Consider the following 23551-nt stretch of genomic DNA (forward strand, 5'->3'; position numbering starts at 1 on the left):
CGGTCGGCAACGCCACTGCCCGGGCGTCGCCGCCACCGCCGCCCCACGGCCGGTGCCGCCGGGCCACGTCCGCCTCCCCGTGCCCACCGACCTCGTGCCGCCGGGCGACGGCGCCGCGGTGCGGACCATCACGGAACACGGACGACGAACCCGGACGACGAGCGGGGTCCGCCTCGCAGGCAGATGTTCCCCCACCGGCCGCCGCGACCCGCCACGCAGGCGGGAAAGCTCACCGGACGACGAACGGACGGACCCTCCCGCGGGTCATGTGGACCGACCCGGGTCGGCGCACGGCTCGCGGCATACGGTGACACAGCGGCAGGCGACATGCCACCTGGGACGCCCACGCCCGGACGACCGCACATCCGATCCCCGGCGGCCAGGCCCGGCGTTGCGACGCCCGCCGGGGGCCCGCGCCTGCCGGGGCAGGCGGCACCGTCGGCGGAACGCACCCGCCTTGCGTAGTGTCCGGCAGGTGACGTCAGCCGCGCCGGTCGCTCGGACAGGGGCGCTCACCGCCCTCGTCAGCGCCCTTCTCGCCGGCTCCCTGTCCACCGGTCCCGGCGCCGACCGACCCGTACCGCCGGTCTCCGGGTCGGGCCGGGCGGGGGCCGCGGTCCTCGCAGGTCTGGACCCGGCCGCGCCCGCGCCCCAGCCCGCGTCGGTCGCCGCCCGCCTTGCCGGGCCGCTCGGCGACCCCGTCCTCGCCGGGCCCGCCGCCTTCGTCGTCGACGCGTCGACCGGTCACGTGCTGCTGGACGATCGCGCCCGCACACCGGCCGTGCCGGCGTCGACGCTCAAGACCGCGGTCGCCACGGCGGCCCTCGTCACCTTCCCGGATACCCGGCTGCGCACGTCGGTCCTCTACAGCCCCCCGCCCAACAGCCAACCGCCCGCTACCCGACCGCCCGGCAGCCGACCGCCCGGCAGCCGACCGGCGGGTGCCGCCGGCCAGGCGCCCGGCGGCACGCTGTGGCTCGTGGGCGGCGGTGACCCGACGCTGACCGCCGCGCCCGGCACCAACGGCTACCCGGCCTTCGCCCGACTCGCCGATCTCGTCGCCCAGGTCCGGGCGGCCGGCATCACCTCGGTGGCTCGAGTGGTCGGCGACGGGTCGCTGTTCGTCGGCCCCGACCGGGCGCCTGGATGGCGTGACAACTACGTGACGGACGGCGACGTCACGCCGGTCTCCGCGTTGGAACTCGACGCGGGTCGTTCCGCTCCAGGCGCCGAGGGCCCGCGCAGCCCCACCCCCGCCGCGGCGGCGACGGCCGCGTTCGCCGGGGCGCTGACGGCGGCCGGGATCCCGGTCGGCGCGATCGGCACCGGGACCGCCGAGGCGGGGGCGACCCGCGTCGCCTCGGTGGACAGCCCGCCGGTGCGGGTACTCGTCGAACGCATGCTCACCGAGTCGGACAACGACCTCGCGGAGAGCCTGGGCCGGCTGGTCGCCCTGCGCCGCGGCCTGCCGCCCTCGTTCGCCGGGGCCGCGAAGGCCGTGACCGACACGGTCACCGAACTCGGCATCCCCACCGCGGGGATGGCCCTCAACGATGTCAGCGGGCTGTCCACCGCCGATCTGATCGCGCCCGCCACCCTCGTGGCGCTGCTGCGAGCGGCGGTCCTGCCCACCCGACCCGCCCTGCGCACCGTGCTGACCGGGCTGCCGGTGGCCGGCTTCTCCGGCACCCTGAACGACCGTTACGCCACCGCGGACACGGCCCCGGGCGCGGGCGACGTCAGGGCCAAGACCGGCACCCTGCGTAACGTCAGCAGCCTCGCCGGCCAGCTCGTCGACGCCGACGGGCGGCTGTTGCTGTTCGCCTTCCTGTCCCCGGCCGAGGAGGGGGGCGGCACCAAGGCCGCGCTCGACCGGGTCGCGGCGGCGCTCGCCGGCTGCGGCTGTCCCGCGCCGGCACCGGTCGCCCGCGCGGCGCCGACCGGCCCGGTTCGCTGAACCGGCCGCGATCGGCGGGAACGACTCGCCGTGGCCCGTGGCCCGTGGCCCGTGGCCTGTGGCCGGCGCCGCGCCCGTGACGGCCGCGTCGTGACGAGGGTGTCAGTGAGGCGCCCCTGATGCGGCGGCGAGGCGGCGGCGGGGGCGACGTGGGAGCAGAGCGCCGGCCGGCCCGGTACGCTCGGATTCGTGGACGCCGAGCTGGTCGACTGGGAACTCGCCGTGACGACGGCGAGAAGGCTGGTCCGCCCCGGCCCGCAGATCACCCGCGAGCAGGCCGGCGAGGTCGTCGCCGAACTCCGCCGCCTCGCGGTGGACGCCGAGCGGCACGTGGAGGACTACACCCACCTGGCCCCGGCCGGTGCCATCACCCCCATCAACGTGGTCGACCGGCCCGAATGGGTCCGTTCCAACGTCGCCGGCCTGCGGGTGCTCACCACCCCGCTGCTCGGCAAGCTGTCCGACCAGCAGCGCGGCACCTTCTCCACGGCCGTCGGCCGGCGGGTCACCGGCATCCAGCTCGGCACGGCGCTGGCCTACCTCGCCAGCAAGGTGCTGGGCCAGTACGAGGTGTTTCTGCCGCCCGAGGAGTACCTCGCCGGCCCCGACGGGTCGGCCACGCCGGACGCGGTCGGCCGGCTGAGCCTGGTCGCGCCGAACATCGCCCACGCGGAGGCGACGATGGGCGTCGTGCCGCGTGACTTCCGCATGTGGGTCTGCCTGCACGAGCAGACGCATCGGACCCAGTTCACCGCGGTGCCGTGGCTGCGGTCCCACCTCGAGTCCGAGATCACCGCGTTCATCGAGGCCACCGATCTCGATCCGGACGTCCTCGCGGACCGGGTCCGCTCGGCGGTGGCCGCGGTGCGCGGGGCGGTGTTCGACCGCGGCGCCGACAGTCCGAGTGTGGTGGAGGCGCTGCAGACTCCGGCCCAGCGGGCCGTGCTCGACCGGCTCCAGGCGATCATGACGTTGCTGGAGGGCCACGCGGACCAGGTCATGGACGCCGTGGGTCCCCGGGTGGTTCCCACTGTCGCCGACATCCGGTCGAAGTTCGAGGGCCGCCGCGACGGCGGCTCCCCGCTCGACCGGTTCATCCGCCGGTTGCTCGGCCTGGACCTCAAGCTCCAGCAGTACCGCCAGGGCGGCGCCTTCGTGCGGGCCGTCGTCGCCGAGGCCGGGGTGGGGGGCTTCAACACCGTCTGGGAGTCGCCGACGACGCTGCCGACCCGCGCGGAGCTGGCCGATCCCACCGCGTGGATGCAGCGCGTCCTGGGCAGTCGCCCGTCGATCTCGGCGTGACGGTCGTGGTCCGCGGGGCGCTCACCGGCGCGGCCGGCCACCGGCCCACGCGGTGACCCGTTCCGCCGCCGGCAGTGACCACCACGATGCGGCGGCCGGGCCGGCGGCCGGCGGCCCACACGACCAGGCGGCACGGACGGCGCGGCCCGGTCGGGCGCCGGATCCCGCCGTGGCCGCGGTCCGGTTCGCGGTCCGCAACGCGGTCGCCGATCTCGACCCGGGCGCGCTGGTGCTGGTCGCCTGCTCCGGCGGGCCGGACTCGATGTCGCTCGCCGCGGCACTCGCCTTCGTCGCCCCCCGCCGGGCCCTGCGGGCCGGTCTGCTGGTGGTCGATCACGGCTGGGATCCCGCGTCGGCCGAGCGCGCGCACGGCGTCGCCGAGCGGGGGGAGGCCCTCGGGCTGCGTCCCGTGGAGGTGCTCACCGCGCACGCCCCTCGCTCGGAGGGCGCCGCACGGGATGCCCGCCGCGACGCGCTGCTGGCCGCGGCGGCCCGGCTGGGCGCCCGGGCCGTACTGATCGGTCACACCCTGGACGACCAGGCCGAGACGGTGCTGCTACGGCTCGCGCGGGGCTCGGGGGCCCGCTCGCTCGGCGGGATGCGCCCGCGCGACGGCCTGCTGCGCCGCCCCCTGCTGGGCCTGCGTCGCGAGCAGACCCGGGCTGCCTGCCTCGCCGAGCGGCTGCCGGTCTGGGACGATCCGACCAACGAGGATCCGGCGTTCGCCCGGGCCCGGGTGCGCCACCGGGTCCTGCCGCTGCTGGAGGCCGAGCTCGGGCCGGGCATCGCGGAGTCGCTGGCCCGCGGGGCCGAGTTGTTGCGGGCCGACGCGGATGCGCTGGACGCGACCGCCGCCGACGCCTACGCCTCGGCCGGCACCGCTGCCCACGGCGGCCCGGTCGCAGGTCCGGCCGCGGGTCCGGCGGTGGGTCCGGCGGTGGGTCCGTGGACCGATCCGATGCACGCTGCGGGCCCCGGGCCACGGCCCGCCGGGGCCCCGGGCCCGACCGGCGGCGAGGTCGGCTTCGCGGTGGCGACGCTCGCCGCGCTTCCCGCCGCGATCCGCGGGCGGGTGCTGCGCCGGGCCGCCCTCGACGTCGGCGCCTCGGCGTCGGCGCTGCGCGCCGAGCACGTCTGGGCGGTGGAGGAACTGGTGACGCGGTGGCGCGGCCAGAAGCCCGTGCCGCTGCCGGGCGGTGTCCTCGCCCGGCGCTGGGCGGACCGGATCACACTCACCGGACCGGTGGCTCCGCCGTGGCCACCCGCCGGACCCGCCGACCGCGGGCCGGATCTCGCCGCAGCGGCGTACTTCGAGGAGGACGATCAGGTGAGCCAGGCCGCGACGACGACGCCCGATGCCGGCAGCCCCCACGAGGGCCCGCGGGCGGCCACCACGCATCCCGACATCGACGAGGTCCTCGTCACCGCCGACGAGATCGCCACGAAGATCGCGGAGCTGGCGGCCCGGGTCGACGCCGACTACGCCGGCCGGGAGATCCTCCTGGTCGGCGTGCTCAAGGGCGCCGTGATGGTGATGGCGGATCTCTCCCGGGCCCTTGCCGTGCCGCTGACCATGGAGTTCATGGCGGTGTCGTCGTACGGGTCGTCGACCTCCTCCTCCGGGGTGGTACGCATCCTCAAGGACCTGGACCGCTCGATCGAGGGCCGCGACGTGCTCGTCGTCGAGGACATCATCGACTCCGGGCTGACCCTGTCGTGGCTGCTGAAGAACCTGCGTTCGCGCGGGCCCGCGTCGCTCGAGGTGCTGGCCCTGTTCCGCAAGCCGGAAGCGATCACGGTCGACGTCGACGTCCGGTACGTCGGGTTCGACATTCCCAGCGCCTTCGTCGTCGGGTACGGCCTCGACTACTCCGAGTACTACCGCACGCTCCCCTTCGTCGGCACCCTGACGCCTGCGGCGATCGAGCGCGGGGCCCCGGCCTGAGCCGGCCGGCGAGGCCGCGCGGCACCGCGCCGCGGCGTACACCCCCGCGCGGCACCGGTTCGTCCGGCCCGGAACAGTGCGGCCCGCCGGTCCGTTGGTCGGATGTACGCGCGGTGAGATGCGCGCACCGGCGGTACCCTCGGCACAAGGGAATCCCGATCGAGGGCAGTACACACGTCAGGAGGGTGGAGCGCTCGTGTCCGGCGCTCCAGACAGATGACTCCAAGAAGAATCTTCCGCGGCTGGGTGCCACTGCTGCTCCTGGTCCTGTTCGTGATCATCCTCACGACGGGCGTCCTCTCGGGTCCCAGTGAGTACGGCAAGCGAGACCTGAACTTCGTCCAGCAGCAGATCGACGAAGGCCAGGTGACGAAGGCCAAGATCGAGGACTCCAAGCAGCTCATCCAGATCACGACGAAGGACGGCCGGAAGTTCGAGTCGTCCTATGTCACCGAACAGGGTGTCGTTCTGGCCAACGAGATGCGGAACAAGCGCGTCGCCTACGACGTCTCCGTCGATCGCGGAAACATCCTGGTCTCCCTCCTGCTGAACCTGCTGCCCGTGCTGCTCGTGGTCCTGCTGCTGTTCTTCTTCATGAACCAGATGCAGGGCGGCGGCAACCGGGTCATGAACTTCGGCAAGTCCAAGGCCAAGCTGGTGAGCAAGGACACACCGAAGACGACGTTCTCCGACGTGGCCGGCGCGGACGAGGCGATCGAGGAGCTCCAGGAGATCAAGGAGTTCCTGGAGAACCCGAGCAAGTTCCAGGCGATCGGCGCGAAGATCCCCAAGGGTGTCCTGCTCTACGGGCCGCCGGGTACCGGCAAGACCCTGTTGGCCCGGGCCGTCGCCGGCGAGGCGGGCGTGCCGTTCTACTCGATCTCAGGTTCCGACTTCGTCGAAATGTTCGTCGGGGTCGGTGCCAGCCGGGTCCGGGACCTGTTCGAGCAGGCCAAGGCGAATGCGCCGGCGATCATCTTCGTCGACGAGATCGACGCCGTCGGCCGCCACCGCGGGGCCGGCCTCGGCGGTGGGCACGACGAGCGCGAGCAGACCCTCAACCAGCTCCTCGTCGAGATGGACGGGTTCGACGTCAAGGGCGGCGTCATCCTCATCGCGGCGACGAACCGGCCCGACATCCTCGACCCGGCGCTGCTGCGACCCGGCCGCTTCGACCGCCAGATCGTCGTCGACCGGCCGGACCTGCTCGGCCGCGAGGCCATCCTGCGGGTGCACGCCAAGGGCAAGCCGATCGGTCCGGACGCCGACATGATGGTCATCGCCCGGCGCACCCCCGGCTTCACCGGCGCGGACCTGGCCAACGTGCTCAACGAGGCCGCCCTGCTGGCGGCCCGGTCCAACCTGAAGTTCATCTCCTCGGCGCTGCTGGAGGAGTCGATCGACCGGGTGATGGCCGGGCCGGAGCGCAAGACCCGGGCGATGAGCGACAAGGAGAAGAAGCGCATCGCCTACCACGAGGGCGGGCACGCCCTCGTCGCGCACGCGCTGCCGAACTCCGACCCGGTACACAAGGTCACGATCCTGCCCCGGGGCCGCGCTCTCGGCTACACGATGCAGCTCCCGCTGGAAGACAAGTACCTGTCGACCCGCTCGGAGATGCTGGACCGGCTCGCCGTGCTCCTCGGGGGCCGCACCGCCGAGGAGCTGGTGTTCCACGACCCCACCACGGGCGCCAGCGACGACATCGAGAAGGCGACGCAGATCTCCCGGGCGATGATCACGCAGTACGGGATGAGCGACAAGCTCGGCGCGATCAAGTTCGGCACCGAGAACAGCGAGGTCTTCCTCGGCAAGGAGGTCGGGCACCAGCGCGACTACTCCGAGGAGGTCGCCAGCGAGATCGACGTCGAGGTCCGCCGGCTCATCGAGGCCGCGCACGACGAGGCGTGGGAGATCCTGGTCACCTACCGCGATGTCCTCGACAACCTCGTGCTGCGGCTGATGGACACCGAGACGCTGAGCAAGGACGACGTCGCCGAGGTGTTCGCGACCGTGCAGAAGCGGCCGGTGCGGGGCATCTACACCGGTGTCGGTCGGCGCATCCCGTCGGACCGCCCCCCGGTGCAGACCCCGGCCGAGCTGGGGCTGGTTCCCACCGGCGTCGCCGACCTGGTGAAGGACCCCGGTCACGGCAACGGAGCAACCGGTCGCTCGGGCAACGGTGCGCCGGGAGCGCCCGCGGCGGATCCGGCCGGGCACGCCAACCCGGTCGGTCCCGGCGGAAACGGGAATGGCAGCCCGGGTGGGCACGGTTACCCCCAGGGACAGGGTTATCCGCAGGGGCCGAGCAGCTATCCGCAGGGGCCGGGTTCACCGGCTCCGACCGGTGGCGAGAGCCCGCCCGAGGGGCCGCGCATCGCCAACCCGTGGGCCCCGCCGAGCTGGCCGAACGACGACGACAGGAGACGCCGTTGACGTCCGATTCCCCCGAGGTGTTCACGGATGAGCGGGTGAGTTCCGGCGCGTCGCCAGAGGTGAACGCCACCGAATCGGACGGCTTCGGTGTTCCCGACCCCAGCACACTCGGCAGCAGCGCGACCACCACCACGGCGGCTCCCCTGGACGGGCCGATCCGGGATCGTCGCAGGCCACAGCAGGTGCGCCCCTTCGACCACGACCGGGTGGCGCGCGCCGTGCGCGAGCTGCTCATCGGGATCGGCGAGGACCCGGACCGAGAGGGCCTGCGCAAGACGCCGGACCGGGTCGCCCGCGCCTACCGGGAGGCGGTGGAGGGCCTGGGGCGGGAACCGTCCGAGGTGCTGACGACCGTCTTCGACGAGGGCCACGACGAGATGGTCCTGGTGCGCGACATCGACTTTTCGTCGCTGTGCGAGCACCACCTGGTGGTGTTCTCCGGCCGGGCGCACGTCGCGTACATCCCGAACAACCGGGGTCAGATCACCGGCCTGTCCAAGCTGGCGCGCCTGGTGGATCTTTACGCCCGCCGGCCGCAGGTGCAGGAGCGGCTGACCTCCCAGATCGCCGACGCCCTCGTCGACGTCCTGGAACCGCGGGGCGTGATGGTCGTCGTCGAGGCGGAGCACCTGTGCATGTCGATGCGAGGGGTGCGCAAGCCGGGGGCCACGACGGTGACCTCCGCGGTGCGCGGTCAGTTTCTCAGCACGGCGACGCGCAGCGAGGGCATGTCGCTGATCCTCGGCAGCCGGCGCTGATCCACCGGTCACCCGGCTCCGGCCCCTCGGGCCACCGGGTGACCGCCCCCGGCGGCGGCCGGCCGGAGTCGGCCGGCCCCGGGGATCGAGCGCACTTGCTTCGAGCGGCGTTACAGCCGGCAGGCCTGGATGCCGGAGACCAGGATCCCGCGGGCGCCCAGATCCCACAGGTCGTCCATCGTCCGGTTGACCTCCACGCGGGGCACCATCGCCCGCACGGCGACCCAGTCCTCCCGCTGCAGCGGTGAGATCGTCGGCGATTCGTAGCCGGGCGTGATGTCACACGCCTTCTCCAGCACCGCGCTCGGCACGTCGTAGTCCATCATCACGTAGCGCCGAGCGACGAGGACGCCCTGCACTCGGCGCAGCAGCCGCTCGTGCGACGTGGACAGCTCCGCCCCCCGCTTGGCGATGATGATCGCTTCGGACCGTAGGACCGGCTCGCCGAGCAGCTCCAGCCCGGCGGCCCGCAGCGTGCGGCCGGTCTCGACCACGTCGGCCACCGCGTCCGCGACCCCGAGCCGCACCGCCGTCTCCACCGCGCCGTCGAGGGTCACGATGCTCGCCGGGGTGACACCGCGGCCGGCCAGGTCCGCCCGCACCAGCGCCGGGAACGAGGTGGCGATCCGCCGGCCCTGCAGCTCCGCCACGTCCGCGAGCGCGCCCTCCGGGGCGGCGTAGCGGAAGGTGGCATGCGCATAGCCGAGCGGCAGCAGCTCCGCCGCGGCGGCGTTGCTGTCGAGGAGCAGATCGCGACCGGTGATGCCGAGATCGAGGCGGCCCGAACCGACGTACACGGCGATGTCGCGCGGGCGCAGAAAGAAGAACTCGATGTCGTTCTCGACATCCGTGATCACCAGCTCCGCGGACTCGCGCCGGGCGTTGTAGCCGGCGTCGGCGAGCAGCTGGCTGGAGGCCGCGGACAGCGACCCCTTGTTAGGAACCGCAATACGAAGCATTGTCACTACTCAGCGTCTACGGGAAAGGACAGGGACGTGATCACAGGTGGGAGTATACGTCGTCCAGGGAAAGACCCAGGGAAACCATGAGGAGCTGACTCCAGTACAGCAACTGGGAGATCTCCTCAGCCGCCCTCTCCCGACCTTCGTACTCGGCCGCCATCCAGGCCTCGGCGGCCTCCTCGACGAGTTTCTTACCGAGATGATGAACGCCCTTGTCGAGGGCGGCGACCGTACCCGAACCGGGCGCCCGGCGCTGCCATTTGTCGGCGACCTCGGCGAAGAGTTCGTCAAATGTCTTTCCGCTGGCTGTATTCGCGCCGACAGCGGTGGGGGGGCTGCCGATCGCCGCGCCGGGATCGCCGGCGGCCCCGACGGGACGGTGCGCATCGCCGTCCGCCCCGGGTCGGGAGAGACGCCCGGACGGCGGCGACCCGGGCCGATCGGCAGGAACCATGTTCGGCATGCTACCTGTCACCGGGCCGTCGGCCGTCCCGCCGAACATCGTCACCGGTCGAGGACACCGATGACCACGCTCGTGAGGTGGGCACAGCGCGCCGACGCCGCCCCTCGGCCGGCGCACGATGCTGTGGCGGATCACGATGCTGGCGAATCACGATGCTGGCGGATTGCCCGGTCCGTGCGGCGCGTTGCTGGTTGACTGGGACATTGTGTTCCCGCCTGCCCTCGTCGCCACCGATCTGGACGGGACGCTGATCCGCAGCGACGGCACCGTCTCGCCGCGCACCCGAGCGGCCCTGCGGCGGGTGGAGCGCTCCGGCGCGACCGTCGTGTTCGTCACCGGGCGGCCGAGCCGGGTGATGGCGGGCGTCGTCGCGCAGACGTCGGCCTCCGGCCTCGCCATCTGCGCGAACGGGGCGCTCGTGTTCGACCTGGACACGGGCGTCCCGGTCAGCCACCGGTTTCTCGAGCAGGCCACGGCGCTGCGGTTGGCCCGCGCGATCCGCGCCGCGGTACCGGACGCCGTGTTCGCCGTGGAGAGCGGCGTCCGGTTCGGCCGGGAACCGGCCTTCGAGACGATGTGGCCGGATCCCGAGGAACTGGTCGCGGCGTTCCCCGAGCTGCTGGTGGCCCTGCCGGCGACGAAGCTGCTGGTCCGGCGACGTGGTCAGCCGTTCACCGAGGTGTATGACGCGATCGTCGAACTCGCCGGAACGGACGCCGTCGTCACGACGTCGAGCGTGGGCCTGGTGGAGATCGCCGGGCCGGGGGTGTCGAAGGCCGTGGCCCTGGCCGAGCTCGCCGCCGAGCGCGGAATGACCGCCTGCGACGTCATCGCCTTCGGCGACATGCCGAACGACCTGCCGATGTTCGCCTGGGCCGGCTACTCGGTCGCCGTCGCCAACGCCCATCCGGACGTCCTCGCCGCCGCCGACGAGGTCACCGCCTCGAACGACGAGGACGGGGTCGCGATCATCCTGGAGCGGCTGTTTCCGGCGGCGGGGTGAGTTCCCCGCCCGGGGTCGGGTTCCTGCCCGAGGTGGGTTCCCCAGCCGACGGGGGTTCGCCCGGCGCGACGGCGGCGCTCGGGGCGCCGGAGTTGCCCACGGTGCCGGCGCTGCCGGCGGTGCCGGCGGTGGGGCGGCGGGGCGCGAGGAGTTCGGCGTAGCTGCGCGTGTACCCCGCCAGAATCCCGTCGAGGTCGGGCGCGGTCAGCGCCGCATACTCCTCGAAGATCTTCGCGTAGATCCGGACCTGGTCCGGATGGCTGAATCCCGTGGCCTCCAGCGTCTCCACCACGACCAGGCTGTCGTCCAGAATCGTGAATCCCTGCACGTGCGGATACTCCAGCTCGGCCGAGCTCGGCACGATCCGTACCGTGACGTTGTCCAGCTCCGCCACCGCGGCAATCCGCTTGATCTGTGCGATCATGTACTCCGGCGGCGCGAAACGGTTACCGAGGACCGACTCCATCAGGATGAACTCGAACCGCCGGGTCCCGTCGTAGAGCAGATTCTGCCGCCTGATCCGCAGGCTGACCTTCTCCGCGGTCCGCTGGTACCACGCGCCCTCGTCGCCGCCGATGGTGATGCGGTGATAGCCGTTCACCACCCGGCGGGCATATTCGCTGATCTGGATCAGCCCGGGCAGCAGGATCGGTTCGAACTCCCGGATGAGGGTCGCCTCCCGCTCGGCGTCGAGGATCTCCTCCTGGTCGAGGCTGACGCCCTGCCGCCGGGTCTCCACGCCGGTGACGGCGCCGCGGCGGCGCGGCGCCCGGCGCGCGGCGGTCGACTGCAGCCGCTCCGCGAGGTCGACGAGATGGCGGACGAGCTCGGGCGGGGCCTGCAGGGTCCGGGCGATCCGCTCGACGTCCGCGGGGTTGGGCCGGAGGAGACCATTCTCGATCTTGGAAATCGTGCTCTGGCTGATGCCGACGGACGAGGCGAGGGCCTGGCCGGTCATCGCCCGGGCATGGCGTAGCTGAGCGAGTTCGACCCCGAGCCGGGCCGGCGGCGTGCCGTCGGGTGCCGTCGCCGGCGGGGGCGCGCTCTCGCCCTCCATGCCCACCTCCGAGGTCGGTCCGTCCCCGCCGGCCACCGCCTGCGCCCCGACGGCTACGCCTGCGCCGGCAGCCCGCGCGCGGCTGCCAGGAACACGCTGCGGGGGATGCGCACCAACGCCTCGCCGGGGGGCACCTCGCCCGTCGGGATCGGCTGGTCCGCCACGGCGTAGCCCTGGACGAAGATGTCCTGATCCTCATCGTTCACATACACCGTGGGACAGTTCGCGCTGGCGCACGACGCACTGGCCACCGGGACGAGCCGCATCGCTCCTACCTCTCTGCACCACTGCACTTCATCCTAGGGATCACTCCCGAGTCAGGACATAGCGCAGTAATAACGATCAGATCTACGGCGGCGACGCGAATATTCCGACCGCTTGGGGCAGATCGGCTCTCAAGCGTGCCGAGCTGACGCCGAGGGCCATAACCGAACGTCACCGCTGCTCGGCAAATCCCATCGTCCAGCAGGCGTAGCCACCACCTCAAGCAATTTCATCACTACAGAGAGTCGCAAGACGCGGTGACACAACGCTGCGCGGGACCACCGCAAATAGTACCGAAACGCGTGAACTAGCAGCTCCTCCGGGCTACCCGTTCACGGGGAGCAGGACCGGAACGTGAGAATGAGGACAGCGGTAGCCCCGACCTTTCGACTACGCCGGGTAGCATCGTGAATATTTTGCGGCTCCGGCGGGAAGCCGGCTCGGGGCGCGGACCGCGTCGCGTCCGCCCGCCGACGACCGGTGGCGTGGATCGAGTCCCGCGTTGCCGCCCCGCGGCCCGACGGCCGCGGACACGTCCCCTCCGAACCCCTGCGTGGAAGTACCCCCACACCGCACCCCAGCGCCGCGTTCCAGCGGCGCCGGCCGCGGGGTCCCCTGCCGGACGCCGGCGAGCCGCAACGATTCTGGCTCGATCATGAATATTCAGAAATTCTCTTGAGATTCGGATGATCGTGCCGGATGATTCGGACTGGAGCATCCCGTCGGCCGACACCCCAACGCCCCCGGGGTGGTCCCCCGTCACCACCGGGTCCACGGCGGCGAAGCGGCGCTCAGCGGTGGTTGCGGTGCGGCGGGTACAGATTCTCGCTCAAACCGTGCATTTACACCCAATCCGCCCAACAAGATCGACCATGTGCCGCGGGATGTCGGGCCGGCATCACCGGGGTCGGCGGGATCGGGCGGCTTCCTCGCCGCCTCGACCGACGTCGAGGCCTGCCCGACAGGAGGGAAGGTCGCATGGACATCCCCAGCCGGCCGGGTGCGGCTCTCCTCGACGCCCCAAGGTCCTGGCCGTTGCTGTTGGCCTGGACGATCGTCGCGATCCTCATGGTGGTCGTGAAGGCGCTCGTGGATGCGCGGCTCGGTCCTCGCGGCCGGCCTCGCGCCCCGGAAGCGGTCGGGACGCCGGATGCGCGGCCGGTTCCGCCGTCCGCGATGCGCGGTACCGGCGTCCGTCGCTTCGCCCCGGCCGCGTTCGCCCCGGCCGCGTTCGACCCGGCCGCGTTCGACCCGACCGCGTTCGACCCGCTCGCGGACCGGATGTCCTGCCTGCTGCGGGTCTTCCTCGCCGCCGCCGTCCCCAGGGCGGACCGACCCGCCCGACTCGACTTGCGCGCCCCCGCGACGGCCTGGTTCGTCGACGCCTTCACCGCCGCCACGGACCTGCTCATCGGCGTGAGCCAGTCCGATCGTCCCGAGATCCTGGCCGCCGCCGTCCGGGAGGCCGAACGGCGCTGGAGGCTGATCGACGCGTGGAGCCGCGAGACGGCCGAGCCCACGGGCAGTCTCCCCGCACCGCCGCCGGGGGCGGCCGGATCCGGCCGCCCCCGTCCGGACGATCCGGGCTCTGCCGATCATCCGGGGTAGCCATTCACGTGTGGTAATCGAGGCGCGGCCCCGGGCCGCCCTCGGCCACGGGGTGTCGATGGTGGGCGCCGCCACTGCACCGCCCACCCGGGTCGGCGCCCCACCGGGCGCCGGCGCGGGCCAGGATAGGGACATGGCGACACCCGTCCATCAGGACCCGGCCGCATCCGGCCTGCCGGCGCACGAGATCGACGCGGAGTTTCTCGCGCTGCCGCGTCCCGCCCTCGCCGACGCGGCCCTGCAGACCGCACGCGATCTCGGCGCCACGCATGCCGACATCCGCATCGAACGGCTGCGGGACTCCTCGCTGTCCTTCCGCGACGCCGCCCTGGAAAGCCGGCACGAGGGCGCCACGGTGGGCCTCGCCGTGCGGGTCGTGCACGGCGGAACCTGGGGTTTCGCGGCCGGCGTCGACCTCACCCCGGACGAGGCGGTCCGGCTGGCCCGGGAGGCCGTCGAGATGGCGCGGGTGGCGGCCCCGCTGAACTCCGAGCCCGTCGAGCTCGCCCCGGAGCCGGCGCACGCCGACGCGGTCTGGGTCTCGGCGTACGCCGCCGATCCCTTCGCCATCGACGCGCGGGAGCGGATCGAGCGGGTCGGGGGGCTGTGCCGCACCCTGTTCGCGGCGCAGGACGTCGACCACGTCGAGGGCCGGTTCGAAGCGGTGATGGAGAACAAGTACTACGCGGATCTGGCCGGCACCTCGACGACGCAGCAGCGGGTGCGGGTGCTCAGCCAGATCGAGGCGACGCGCGTCGACCCGGGCGGCGGCTTCGAGACCATGCGCACCATCGCCCCGCCCGTCGGCCGCGGCTGGGAGTGGATGGTCGCGGGGCCCGCGGCGGGCTGCTGGGACTGGGACGGCGAGATCGCCCTCATTCCCGGGCTGCTGGCGGAGAAGGCCAAGGCGTCCTCGGTCGAACCCGGCCCGTACGACCTGGTGATCGACCCGTCGAACCTGTGGCTGACGATCCACGAGTCCGTCGGCCACGCCACCGAGCTCGACCGCGCGCTGGGCTACGAGGCGGCCTACGCCGGCACGTCGTTTGCCACCCTCGACCAGCTGGGCGCCCTGCGCTACGGCTCACCGGCGATGACGGTCACGGGTGATCGCACGGCCCTGCACGGGCTGGCCACCATCGGCTACGACGACGAGGGCGTGCAGACCCGCCGGTTCGACATCGTGCGCGACGGCACCCTCGTCGGCTACCAGCTCGACCGGGCGATGGCGGCCCGCAACGCGAACGTGCTCGGGGTCGAGCGCTCCAACGGCTGCGCCTTCGCCGACTCCCCCGGCCACGTGCCGATCCAGCGGATGGCGAACGTGTCCCTGCTGCCGGCGCCGGGCGGCCCCTCGACCGAGGAGCTGATCAGCCGGGTGGACCGCGGGATCTACATCGTCGGCGACAAGAGCTGGTCGATCGACATGCAGCGGTACAACTTCCAGTTCACCGGGCAGCGGTTCTACGAGATCCGGTCGGGGCGCATCGTCGGTCAGCTCCGCGACGTCGCCTACCAGGCGACGACGACGGACTTCTGGGGTTCGCTGGAGGCCGTCGGCGGTCCGCAGACGTACCTGCTCGGCGGCGCGTTCAACTGCGGCAAGGGGCAGCCCGGCCAGGTCGCGGCGGTCAGCCACGGCAGCCCGGCCACGCTGTTCCGCGGCGTCAACGTCCTCAACACGCGGCGGGAGGCCGGCCGATGAGCCAGGTGACCGGGGCGGACACCACCCGGGCCGACCAGGGCGACCGGGGCGACCGGGCGGGCGCGGTGCCCGAGGCGGCCCACGAGATCGTCGAGCGCGCCCTCGCGCTGTCCCGGGCGGACGGCTGCGTGGTGATCGCCACCGAGTCCAGCTCGGTGAACCTTCGCTGGGCCACCAACACCCTGACCACCAACGGGGCGAGCCGCGACCGGTCGATCACGGTCGTCAGCGTCGTCGGCCGGTCGTTCGGGGTGCGCACGGCCTCCACCGTCGGCGCCCCGGCCGGCCGGGGCGCGCGGCCGGGGGACCTGCCGCATCCCACCGACGCCGACGGCCTCGCCGAGCTCGTCCGCGCCGCCGAGGACGCCGCCCGCGAGGCGGCGGACGCCGAGGACTACGCCGACCTGCTCGGGCCCGCCACCGCCGGTCTGGCCGGGGGCGGGCCCGAGCAGGTCACGGGCGGCGGTGCCTTCACCGACCCGGCGGCCCGCACCGGCACGGGGGTGTTCGCCGCGTTCGCCCGCGACCTCGCCGAGGCGTTCGGGGCCGCCCGGGCGCAGGGCAGTCGACTGTTCGGCTTCGCCCAGCACGGCGTCACCACCACCTGGCTGGGCACGTCCACCGGGCTGCGGCTGCGGCACAGCCAGCCGACGGGCAGCGTCGAGTGGAACGCCAAGTCCGGCGTTCCCGGCGGGTCGGTGTGGCACGGACAGTCCACCCACGACTTCACCGACGTGGACGTGGCCGCGACGGTCGCAGCGTTGCGCTCCCGGCTCGCCTGGTGCGAACGCTCGGTGGAGCTGCCCGCCGGCCGCTACGAGACGCTGCTGCCCCCCTCCGCGGTCGCCGATCTGATGATCTACCTGTACTGGTCGGCCGCGGGGCGGGACGCCGCCGAGGGCCGCACGGTGTTCAGCCGGCCGGGCGGCGGTACCAGGATCGGCGAGGCGATCGGGCCGGCGGGGCTGCGGCTGTTCAGCGACCCCGCCGACCCGGAGCTGGCGACGACCCCGTTCGTCACCGCCGGGTCGTCGTCGTCGATGTCGAGCGTGTTCGACAACGGGCTGACCCTGGGCGCCACCGACTGGATTCGCGACGGCGCGCTCGCCGCGCTCGTGCAGACCCGCGCCTCGGCCCGCGCCACGCAGAGCGCGGTCACGCCGATGATCGATAACCTGACCCTGGACGCGGGGGGCGCCGCGTCGCTCGACGAGATGATCGCCTCGACGCGGCGCGGCCTTCTGCTGACCAGCCTGTGGTACATCCGGGACGTCGATCCGGAGGTCCTGCTGCTGACCGGGCTCACCCGCGACGGCGTCTACCTGGTCGAGAACGGCGAGGTCACCGGGGCGGTGAACAACTTTCGGTTCAACGAGTCGCCCGTGGACCTGCTGGGCCGCACGGCGCAGATCGGCGCGGCCACCCGCACCATGGCCCGCGAGTGGGCGGACTGGTTCACGCTCACCCGGATGCCACCGATGCGGGTGCCGGACTTCAACATGAGCTCGGTCAGCCCGGCGAACTGATCGCCGGGCCGCCCGCGGGCGCCGGCGCCGTCACAGGTAGGCGCCGCGCCCGAACGTCTCACCGCCGGGCTGCTGCTGTTGCTGCCCGCTCGGCAGCGCCCGGCGGCGCATCTCCTCCAGCTGCGCCCGAGCCGCCATCTGCTGGGCGAACAGCGCCGTCTGCAGGCCGTGGAACAGGCCCTCCAGCCAGCCGACCAGCTGTGCCTGGGCGATCCTGAGCTCGCCGTCCGACGGGGTGTGGCCCTCGTCGAAGGGCAGCGACAGCCGCTCCAGCTCGGCCCGCAGCTCCGGGGCCAGCCCGTCGGAGAGCTCGCGGATCGAGCTGCGGTGGATCTCTCGCAGCCGGACGCGGCTGGCGTCGTCCAGCGGCGCGGCGCGCACCTCCTCCAGCAACTGCTTGATCATCGTGCCGATGCGCATCACCTTGTCGGGCTGGGAGACCAGCTCGGCCACGGGGTTGCCGCCGGCCGGCCCCCCCTCCTGCTCGTCCTGCTCGTCGGCCGGGGTCACCGACCGGGCCGGCCGGCCGAGCACCGTCTGCGGGCCGTCGTGCAGGGCTCCGTCGGGCCCGACGATCACGACGCGGGGTTCCGGTTGATCCGTCATGACCCCTATCCTGCCCCGTCCGGGCGCGCCACACGGCGCCGGTGCACCGTCGGCCGCCCGGCCATGGCGCGACCGCGGGCCAGCCGTGGCCCAACCACGATCAGCGACAGCCGGTCACGACGCGCCGTCCGTCAGTGCGCAATGGTGAGGATCACCTTGCCGACGTGCCCGAGATCGGCGACGTGCGAGTGCGCCCCCACCACCTCGGTGATCGGGAGCACCCGGTCGATCACCGGTCTGATCGCGCCGCGTTCGACCGCCGGCCAGAACTCGGCGCGGACCCCGGCGATGATCTCGGCCTTCTCCGCCGCCGGCCGGGCCCGCAGCGACGCGGCATGCACCGACGCCCGCTTGGTGAGCAGAGCCCCGAGACTGAGCTCGCCCTTCACCCCGCCCTGCAGGCCGATGACGACGAGCCGACCGCCGACCGCCAGCAGCGACACGTTGCGCGGCAGGTAGGCCGCGCCCATGTTGTCGAGGATGACGTCCGCCCCGTGGCCCTCGGTGGCCTTGCGGATCACCTCGACGAAGTCGGAGTCCCGATAGGAGACGGCCACGTCGGCGCCGAGCTCGCGGACCCTGGCCAGCTTCGCCGCGGTACCGGCGGTGGTGGCGATCACCGCGTCGGGCCGCAGCGCCCGGACCGCCTGGATCGCGAAGGTGCCGATGCCCGACGCTCCTCCGTGGACGCAGAAGACCTCGCCGTCGCGCAGGTCGGCGATGCCGAACACGGTCGAGTAGACGGTGGCCGCGACCTCGGGCAGGCCGGCGGCCTCGACCAGGTCGACGCCCGCCGGGATCGGCAGGAGCTGGCCGGCCGGCACGTTCACCCTGGTCGCGTACCCGCCGCCGCCGAGCAGGGCGCACACCTCGGTGCCGACCTCGACCCCGGACACCTCGGGCCCGACGGCGGCGACCCGGCCGGAACACTCCATCCCGATGATCTCGGATTCGCCGGGCGGCGGCGGGTAGAGGCCCTGCCGCTGCAGCAGGTCCGCCCGGTTGACCGCGGTCGCGACCACGTCGAGGGTCACCTCACCCGGCCCGGGGTCGGGCGGGTCGGCCACGCTGGACCAGGACATGACTTCGGGCCCGCCGGGGGCCGACACCGTCACCGCATGCACCCTCACACGCTACGACGCCGCCGGCGCCCTGGAACCCGCAGGTCCTACCAGCGGTCGCGGTGCAGGACGCTCGCCAGCGGCTCCCGTGCCGCGGGCCGGAAATCCGTCCCGACGGTGTAGGCGACGGGCAGCAGCACGCCCTGGCTCACGTCCGGCGGGATGCCGAGCAGCTTCCCCACCTCGTCGGCGTAGCGCAGGTGCAGCGACGTCCAGGCGCTGCCGAGGCCGCGAGCCCGCAGGGCGAGCATGAAGCTCCACGCGGCGGGCAGCAGCGACCCCCAGAAGCCCGCCTGCAGCTCCCCCGGGATCTGCCTCGCGTCTCCCTCCAGGCAGCCGATGACGTGCACGGGAACCCGGTGCAGGTTCTCGGCGAGGTACCGGGCGGAGTCGCTCACCCGCTGCTGGACGGCGCGGCGCTCGCCCTCGTGCGAGTCCTGCACCGGCCCGGAGCCGGCGTCGAGATAGGCGGTTGCGGCGCGCCGGTAGTACTCGGCGATGCCCGCGCGCAGCTCCGGGTCGGTCACCACGATCCAGTGCCAACCCTGCCGGTTGGAACCGCTGGGCGCCTGCAGGGCGATCCGCAGGCACTCCTCGATGACCTCCGGTTCGACCGGACGGTCGAGATCGAGCCGCCGGCGCACGCTGCGGGTCGTCGTCAGCACCTCGTCGGGGGTGAGGTCGAGCAGGGTCACGATGAGCTCCTTCGTGGCCGCATCCCGCGCGGGTGGCGGATCAGACCGGTTCGGGCTCGGGTTCGGGCGAGTCCGGCGCCGGCTCGGTGTACGGCGAGGGTTCGTGCGGCGCCGGCGGCAGATCCGGCGTATCGGGCAGCAGCGGGCCCGGATCGTCCGGAATCGGAGCGTCCGGGTCGAGCGGCGGCGGCGTGTCCGGACGGTGCGGACGGATGGTCGAGATGAGCGGGCTGGACATAGCACCCGCCGTACCCGGTGGTCGGAGCCGCGGAAACATCGTCCCAGCATCGCACGGCCATCGACCCGTCCATCCGAAGCCTCGCGACCCGCCCCGAAGACCGGATCGGCGCCGCTACATCACCGCTCAACCAACAAAAGCATCGAAGCAACAACAGACACAATCTCGGGACACGACCAGCCAAACAACAAAGACAGCCGATCCACAACGGGACTTCGTTCGGGTGGCGGCCGGCCGCCGAAAGGGCTCGCCGGCGGGCCGGCCCGGCCCCTGACCCGGATGGCGCACAGGTCACAGCGGAGACGGCGGTCCGCACGAGGTGCGACGTCCGTATCGCCGTATTAACGGTACAGGAACTGATCAGCACTCAAGTGCCACGACAGACAGCAGATCCAGTCGCTACCGTCATATGCGCATCACCCTGAACTCTTGGTTCTCTGCAACCAGTCACAGACGACCACAGCATCGACTGTCTGGCCGGCGCCGGGGACGCGCCGGCCAGGACGGGCCCGGGGAGCGTGCCAGTGGAAGCGGTCGCGGCCGACGACGAGCACGAACATCCCCACAGACAGGCGGAGTTCCACGCGTTCTTCGAGAGCCATCATCGCGCGCTGAGCCGCTTCGCGTACCTGTTGACCGGCGACCACGACGCAGCCGACGACCTCACCGCGGAGGCGCTCACCGCGGCCTGGTCGAACTGGGACCGGGTCCGTTCGGCCGAGCTCCCGCTGGCCTACGTCCGGCGCATCGTCGCCAATCTGGCGGCGGACCGCGTCCGCAGGGTCGTGCGCGAGCGGCGCGGGCTGGCCGTGCTCGGGCAGCGCGCCGAGCGATCCGCCCCGGTGCCGGACGTGCCGGCCGTGGTCGACCTGCGCACCGCCCTGATGAGCCTGCCCTCGGGCAAGCGGGCCTGCGTGGTCCTCCGTTACGCCTTCGACCTCTCGGAAGGGGAGACCGCCCGGACACTGGGCATCTCCGTCGGGACGGTGAAGAGCCAGACGGCCAAGGGAGTCGCCGAACTCGAGCGAATCCTTAAGAGAGCCGAACCGCCGCCGACCGCGACGACCCAGCAGGAGGTGACCCCCCGCATGGCGCCCGAACACCCCGCAACGCCCCCGGGCGGCACGTCCCGGCCCGGCGAGTCCCGGATGCACGGCGCGCGATCCGGCTCGGCCGAGTCCCTCGGGGGACACGGCACCGACCAGTCCGACGAACCCGCCGGGCCCGACCGGTCCACCTTCGCGCCGCCGCGCGGCACCGAGCCGACGCCGGGGCCCGAACTGACACCGAGGGCCGGACTGACACCGGGGGCCGAACTGACACCGGGGGCCGAACTGACACCGGGGCCCGGACGGGTTCCCGGAGCCGGTCGGCACCCCGGCGGTGACCCCTTCCCCGAGACGGGCCGGAAGCTCGGTGCGGCGCCGCTGGCCCGGCGTGAACCGCTGCGGCGCGAACCCGTCCCCCGGCGCGGATCAGGCCTGGGGCACCCACCGCTGGCCTGGCGCGAACACGTTCCCGAGCGCGTACCAGGCCCCGACCACATTCCTGGTCCCGAACGCATTCCCGATCCCGACCATGTTTCCGGTCCCGACCACGTTTCCGGTCCCGAACCTGTTCCCGGAGCCGAACGCGTTACCGGCTTCGAGTGCGTTACCGGCCCCGAACGCCTCACCGGAGCCGAACACGTGACCCTGGCCGAACACGCGTCGCAGGCCGTACACGCGTCGCAGGCCGAACACGTGACCCTGGCCGAACACGTGACCCGACTGGACGAACCGGGCTGGCTCGAGCGACCGGGCGGGGCGGGTTCACCGACCTGGCCCGGGTCGCTTCCCTGGCCGCGACTGGCCTGGCCGGAACGACTGGCCTGGCCGGTGTGGCGGGTCGGCGAGGCGTAGATGACACCGAGCACGTCGGGGTTCCAGGAGCCCGGCCATGAACCACCTGCCGGGGCGGGCCGCGCCGGCACGCCGTTCCACGAGGAGCTGCGCGGTCTGCTGGGCGCCGAGATGGCCCGCCACCAGCCCGACTCCGACCGGATTCGGCGCCGGCTCGCGGCGGCCGTCGGGCAGCCGCTGGGCGGGCCGTCCGTCCTCCCGCTGCGCCAGCCGGGCTCCGTCTCCCCCTTCACCGCCCGGGCGGCCGGCAGCGTCCAGGATCTCCCGCAGCCAGGGCTGTACGCCGAACCGCACGCGGACGCCGAGATGGCCGCGGACGCCGAGATGGCCGCGCGGGACGGCCTGGGCACGCTGATCGACCTGACCGGTCCGCTCGACCTCGGCGAGCCCGCCGACGAGGAGGCGAACCGGCCCGGCGCGACGTCGCCCCTGCGGCTGGAGGCTCGCTCCGGCGCGCCCCGCAGGCGCCCGTCCGCGGTGCTGCCGCGGCGGGGCCGGCGCCGACGGCGCACCCGACCCGGCGGCGGTGCGCCCGGGCGGGCGGGCCGGCGTCGCACCCAGGCGCTCGTCGGCGCAACCGTCACCGTGTTGAGCCTGGCCCTGATCGCGCTGGTCGCTCTGTTCGATCTGCAGGGTTCCGATTCGTCCGACCCCCCGACCACCACCGTGACCGCCCGCCCCCGCCCGGCGGAGTCCCCGTGGGCGACCGCGGGCGCCACGCTGGCACCGTCCCGACCGCCCGCCGCGCATTCCCCCACGCCCGCGGACCCCTCGGCCGGTGTCCCGCAGGGGCAGGGCAGTCCGCCCTCCAGCACGGCGGCCGCGGGAGCGGCCGAGCCGGCGGGCGCGGCCAGGCCGTCGAGCGAGGCGTCCACGCAGCCGCTGACGAGGGGCACCAGGCCCGATCCGGCCGCACCGGCCCAGGACGGCACCGGCGCGGCCGGCACCGGCCAGGCGCCCACCACCGGCCTGGCGCCGTCCGCCACCGGCATCTACACCAGCTCCGCCGCGCCGTTCCCGGCCGGATCGCGAGTCCAGCTCCCCGGCGCCGGGGCCGCGGACTGGGCGCTGTTCGGCGAGGGGTGGGGCGGGGTGCAGAACCGGGCGGCGCTGCCGGTCCCGCTGCTCAGCGCGAGCGTGGCGGGCGTCCCGACGACGTCGCCCTCGGGCTTCGACTGGAGCGGCGGGATGCCGACGGCCAGCGGCACCGATGACACCGACCGGCTGGCGGTCCAGGGCACCGCCGTGTTGTCGACCTTCGTCCTGCAGCAGGCCCGCACCCTGGACGTCTACCTCGGGTCGTCGTCGGGACGCGTCGAGATCACCGTGTCCTCGCTACGGGACAGGCGGACCTTCACCGTCGCGCTGCCGTCGACGTTGCTCGACGGTTCGGCGGATGCCCGGGTGAGCGTGTCGCTGCCGGCGAACATCGGGGCCGCCACCGTGTCGATCTCCAGCGGGAGTTCCGCGGGCTGGACGCTCGCGGCCGCGGTGCTGCGGTGACGAAGCGGTGCTCGGGCGATCACGGCGCTCGACCCTTCCGAGCCGGACTCCCTGGCCGCCGGTACGAAGGCGTCGCACCATCGTGTCTAGCCCGTTCGGGTCACCCGGCGGAGATCGCGAAAGACTTTCAAAGAATCTTGCCCTCCGCGGCAACCAAACGACATCTCCCGGACGACTGACTATGTGAACGCCACACCGGCCCCCGCGCCAGGAGGTCCGGCCGGCGTTTCGGCCCGTTCGTCCGGCTAACCCCCCCCAGCCGACCGAACGGGCCGTCGAGCGGTACCGGGGCTGGCCGGTCAGGCCAAGGCCGGCCAGCCCCCTCACCACCGCCCCTTCGCCCACTCCGGGCATCGGCACCCGGCACTCCGGGCGCCCAGCGCCCTCATCCAGTGCCCCGGGCATCCAGCCATCGCCGCCTCCGCCGCGCCCCGGGGCCCGACCGGGCCCCCGCCGTCCGGCTCGGTGCGCGGACCGTCCGTCGCCCGGCTGGCCCGAGCG

19 protein-coding genes are annotated in these 23551 nt (G+C 73.3%); 11 read left to right on the plus strand and 8 right to left on the minus strand.

The features are described 5' to 3' along the window. Window positions 1–475 precede the first annotated feature (475 nt). From dacB to folE, 5 genes are all read left to right on the plus strand, one after another. Window positions 476–1957 (plus strand): D-alanyl-D-alanine carboxypeptidase/D-alanyl-D-alanine endopeptidase, encoded by a 1482-nt coding sequence (gene dacB / locus FRAAL_RS28740; RefSeq protein WP_011607622.1) that lies wholly within the window; start codon window positions 476–478, stop codon window positions 1955–1957. A 189-nt stretch (window positions 1958–2146) separates the two neighbouring features. Continuing rightward, the gene (locus tag FRAAL_RS28745) at window positions 2147–3259 is read left to right on the plus strand and encodes an Rv3626c family coenzyme F420 biosynthesis-associated protein (protein WP_011607623.1); all 1113 of its coding nucleotides are present in this window, start codon (window positions 2147–2149) and stop codon (window positions 3257–3259) included. 52 nt (window positions 3260–3311) lie between these two features. Next, the gene (gene hpt / locus FRAAL_RS28750; protein ID WP_011607624.1) at window positions 3312–5204 is read left to right on the plus strand and encodes a hypoxanthine phosphoribosyltransferase; all 1893 of its coding nucleotides are present in this window, start codon (window positions 3312–3314) and stop codon (window positions 5202–5204) included. Window positions 5205–5420: 216 nt separating this feature from the next. Next, window positions 5421–7640, plus strand: a complete 2220-nt coding sequence (ftsH, locus tag FRAAL_RS28755) for an ATP-dependent zinc metalloprotease FtsH (protein WP_011607625.1) — start codon at window positions 5421–5423, stop codon at window positions 7638–7640. Then, window positions 7637–8398 carry a GTP cyclohydrolase I FolE gene (gene folE, locus FRAAL_RS28760; protein WP_041941127.1) on the plus strand — a complete coding sequence of 254 codons (762 nt, stop codon included), beginning with the start codon at window positions 7637–7639 and terminating at the stop codon, window positions 8396–8398. The genes ftsH and folE overlap by 4 nt, the downstream gene beginning before the upstream one ends. Before the next feature lie 110 nt (window positions 8399–8508). On the opposite strand, the gene hisG is transcribed toward folE, so the two are convergent. Both hisG and FRAAL_RS28770 read right to left on the minus strand, forming a co-directional pair. Next, window positions 8509–9357 (minus strand): ATP phosphoribosyltransferase, encoded by an 849-nt coding sequence (hisG, locus tag FRAAL_RS28765; RefSeq protein ID WP_041939928.1) that lies wholly within the window; start codon window positions 9355–9357, stop codon window positions 8509–8511. A 40-nt stretch (window positions 9358–9397) separates the two neighbouring features. Then, window positions 9398–9862: a phosphoribosyl-ATP diphosphatase gene (locus FRAAL_RS28770; RefSeq protein ID WP_256804488.1), complete on the minus strand. Its 465-nt coding sequence runs from the start codon at window positions 9860–9862 to the stop codon at window positions 9398–9400. 148 nt (window positions 9863–10010) lie between these two features. Between FRAAL_RS28770 and FRAAL_RS28775 the strand changes: the two genes are divergently transcribed. After that, the gene (locus tag FRAAL_RS28775; RefSeq protein WP_050997470.1) at window positions 10011–10826 is read left to right on the plus strand and encodes an HAD family hydrolase; all 816 of its coding nucleotides are present in this window, start codon (window positions 10011–10013) and stop codon (window positions 10824–10826) included. Here the strand turns inward: FRAAL_RS28775 and FRAAL_RS28780 are convergent. Both FRAAL_RS28780 and FRAAL_RS28785 read right to left on the minus strand, forming a co-directional pair. Then, complete coding sequence (locus FRAAL_RS28780) at window positions 10792–11883, minus strand: helix-turn-helix domain-containing protein (protein WP_041941130.1); 1092 nt, start codon at window positions 11881–11883, stop codon at window positions 10792–10794. The genes FRAAL_RS28775 and FRAAL_RS28780 overlap by 35 nt on opposite strands. 53 nt (window positions 11884–11936) lie before the next feature. After that, entirely contained in the window at window positions 11937–12089 is a 153-nt protein-coding gene (locus FRAAL_RS28785; RefSeq protein ID WP_231861411.1) for a hypothetical protein, read from the minus strand. 1036 nt (window positions 12090–13125) lie between these two features. On the opposite strand from FRAAL_RS28785, the gene FRAAL_RS28790 reads away from it, so the two are divergent. The 3 genes from FRAAL_RS28790 (at window position 13126) to FRAAL_RS28800 (ending at window position 16986) form a co-directional block, all read left to right on the plus strand. Further along, window positions 13126–13755 carry a hypothetical protein gene (locus FRAAL_RS28790; RefSeq protein WP_157892250.1) on the plus strand — a complete coding sequence of 210 codons (630 nt, stop codon included), beginning with the start codon at window positions 13126–13128 and terminating at the stop codon, window positions 13753–13755. 133 nt (window positions 13756–13888) lie between these two features. Then, window positions 13889–15460: a TldD/PmbA family protein gene (locus FRAAL_RS28795; protein ID WP_041939930.1), complete on the plus strand. Its 1572-nt coding sequence runs from the start codon at window positions 13889–13891 to the stop codon at window positions 15458–15460. Further along, on the plus strand, window positions 15457–16986 hold the full coding sequence (locus FRAAL_RS28800; protein ID WP_011607635.1) for a metallopeptidase TldD-related protein: 1530 nt from the start codon (window positions 15457–15459) through the stop codon (window positions 16984–16986). Before FRAAL_RS28795 ends, FRAAL_RS28800 begins: the two co-directional genes overlap by 4 nt. Before the next feature lie 30 nt (window positions 16987–17016). Here FRAAL_RS28800 and FRAAL_RS28805 read toward each other — a convergent pair whose 3' ends face one another. From FRAAL_RS28805 to FRAAL_RS28820, 4 genes are all read right to left on the minus strand, one after another. Next, complete coding sequence (locus FRAAL_RS28805) at window positions 17017–17592, minus strand: bacterial proteasome activator family protein (RefSeq protein ID WP_011607636.1); 576 nt, start codon at window positions 17590–17592, stop codon at window positions 17017–17019. A 131-nt stretch (window positions 17593–17723) separates the two neighbouring features. Further along, window positions 17724–18707, minus strand: coding sequence for an NAD(P)H-quinone oxidoreductase (locus FRAAL_RS28810; protein WP_197537233.1), 984 nt, complete (start codon window positions 18705–18707; stop codon window positions 17724–17726). Between the two features lie 53 nt (window positions 18708–18760). Further along, complete coding sequence (locus FRAAL_RS28815; RefSeq protein WP_011607638.1) at window positions 18761–19408, minus strand: nitroreductase family protein; 648 nt, start codon at window positions 19406–19408, stop codon at window positions 18761–18763. Window positions 19409–19448: 40 nt separating this feature from the next. Beyond that, on the minus strand, window positions 19449–19646 hold the full coding sequence (locus FRAAL_RS28820; protein ID WP_011607639.1) for a hypothetical protein: 198 nt from the start codon (window positions 19644–19646) through the stop codon (window positions 19449–19451). A gap of 518 nt (window positions 19647–20164) precedes the next feature. Between FRAAL_RS28820 and FRAAL_RS34380 the strand changes: the two genes are divergently transcribed. Together FRAAL_RS34380 and FRAAL_RS28830 are read left to right on the plus strand one after the other, a co-directional pair. Beyond that, a complete protein-coding gene (locus tag FRAAL_RS34380) occupies window positions 20165–21547 on the plus strand; it encodes a SigE family RNA polymerase sigma factor (RefSeq protein ID WP_011607641.1) in 1383 nt (460 codons plus the stop codon). After that, entirely contained in the window at window positions 21548–23050 is a 1503-nt protein-coding gene (locus FRAAL_RS28830; protein ID WP_011607642.1) for a hypothetical protein, read from the plus strand. Window positions 23051–23551 lie beyond the last annotated feature (501 nt).

It is taken from the genome of Frankia alni ACN14a (genome assembly GCF_000058485.1).
Taxonomy (GTDB): Bacteria; Actinomycetota; Actinomycetes; order Frankiales; family Frankiaceae; genus Frankia; species Frankia alni.

What these genes read in the sequence shown, in the direction of transcription:
- ftsH (WP_011607625.1), top strand. Translation starts at nt 5,421, where the DNA reads ATGACTCCAAGAAGAATCTTCCGCGGCTGGGTGCCACTGCTGCTCCTG.
- hisG (WP_041939928.1), bottom strand. Translation starts at nt 9,357, where the DNA reads ATGCTTCGTATTGCGGTTCCTAACAAGGGGTCGCTGTCCGCGGCCTCC.
- FRAAL_RS28770 (WP_256804488.1), bottom strand. Translation starts at nt 9,862, where the DNA reads ATGTTCGGCGGGACGGCCGACGGCCCGGTGACAGGTAGCATGCCGAAC.
- FRAAL_RS28780 (WP_041941130.1), bottom strand. Translation starts at nt 11,883, where the DNA reads ATGGAGGGCGAGAGCGCGCCCCCGCCGGCGACGGCACCCGACGGCACG.
- FRAAL_RS28790 (WP_157892250.1), top strand. Translation starts at nt 13,126, where the DNA reads ATGGACATCCCCAGCCGGCCGGGTGCGGCTCTCCTCGACGCCCCAAGG.
- FRAAL_RS28795 (WP_041939930.1), top strand. Translation starts at nt 13,889, where the DNA reads ATGGCGACACCCGTCCATCAGGACCCGGCCGCATCCGGCCTGCCGGCG.
- FRAAL_RS28800 (WP_011607635.1), top strand. Translation starts at nt 15,457, where the DNA reads ATGAGCCAGGTGACCGGGGCGGACACCACCCGGGCCGACCAGGGCGAC.
- FRAAL_RS28805 (WP_011607636.1), bottom strand. Translation starts at nt 17,592, where the DNA reads ATGACGGATCAACCGGAACCCCGCGTCGTGATCGTCGGGCCCGACGGA.
- FRAAL_RS28820 (WP_011607639.1), bottom strand. Translation starts at nt 19,646, where the DNA reads ATGTCCAGCCCGCTCATCTCGACCATCCGTCCGCACCGTCCGGACACG.
- FRAAL_RS28830 (WP_011607642.1), top strand. Translation starts at nt 21,548, where the DNA reads ATGACACCGAGCACGTCGGGGTTCCAGGAGCCCGGCCATGAACCACCT.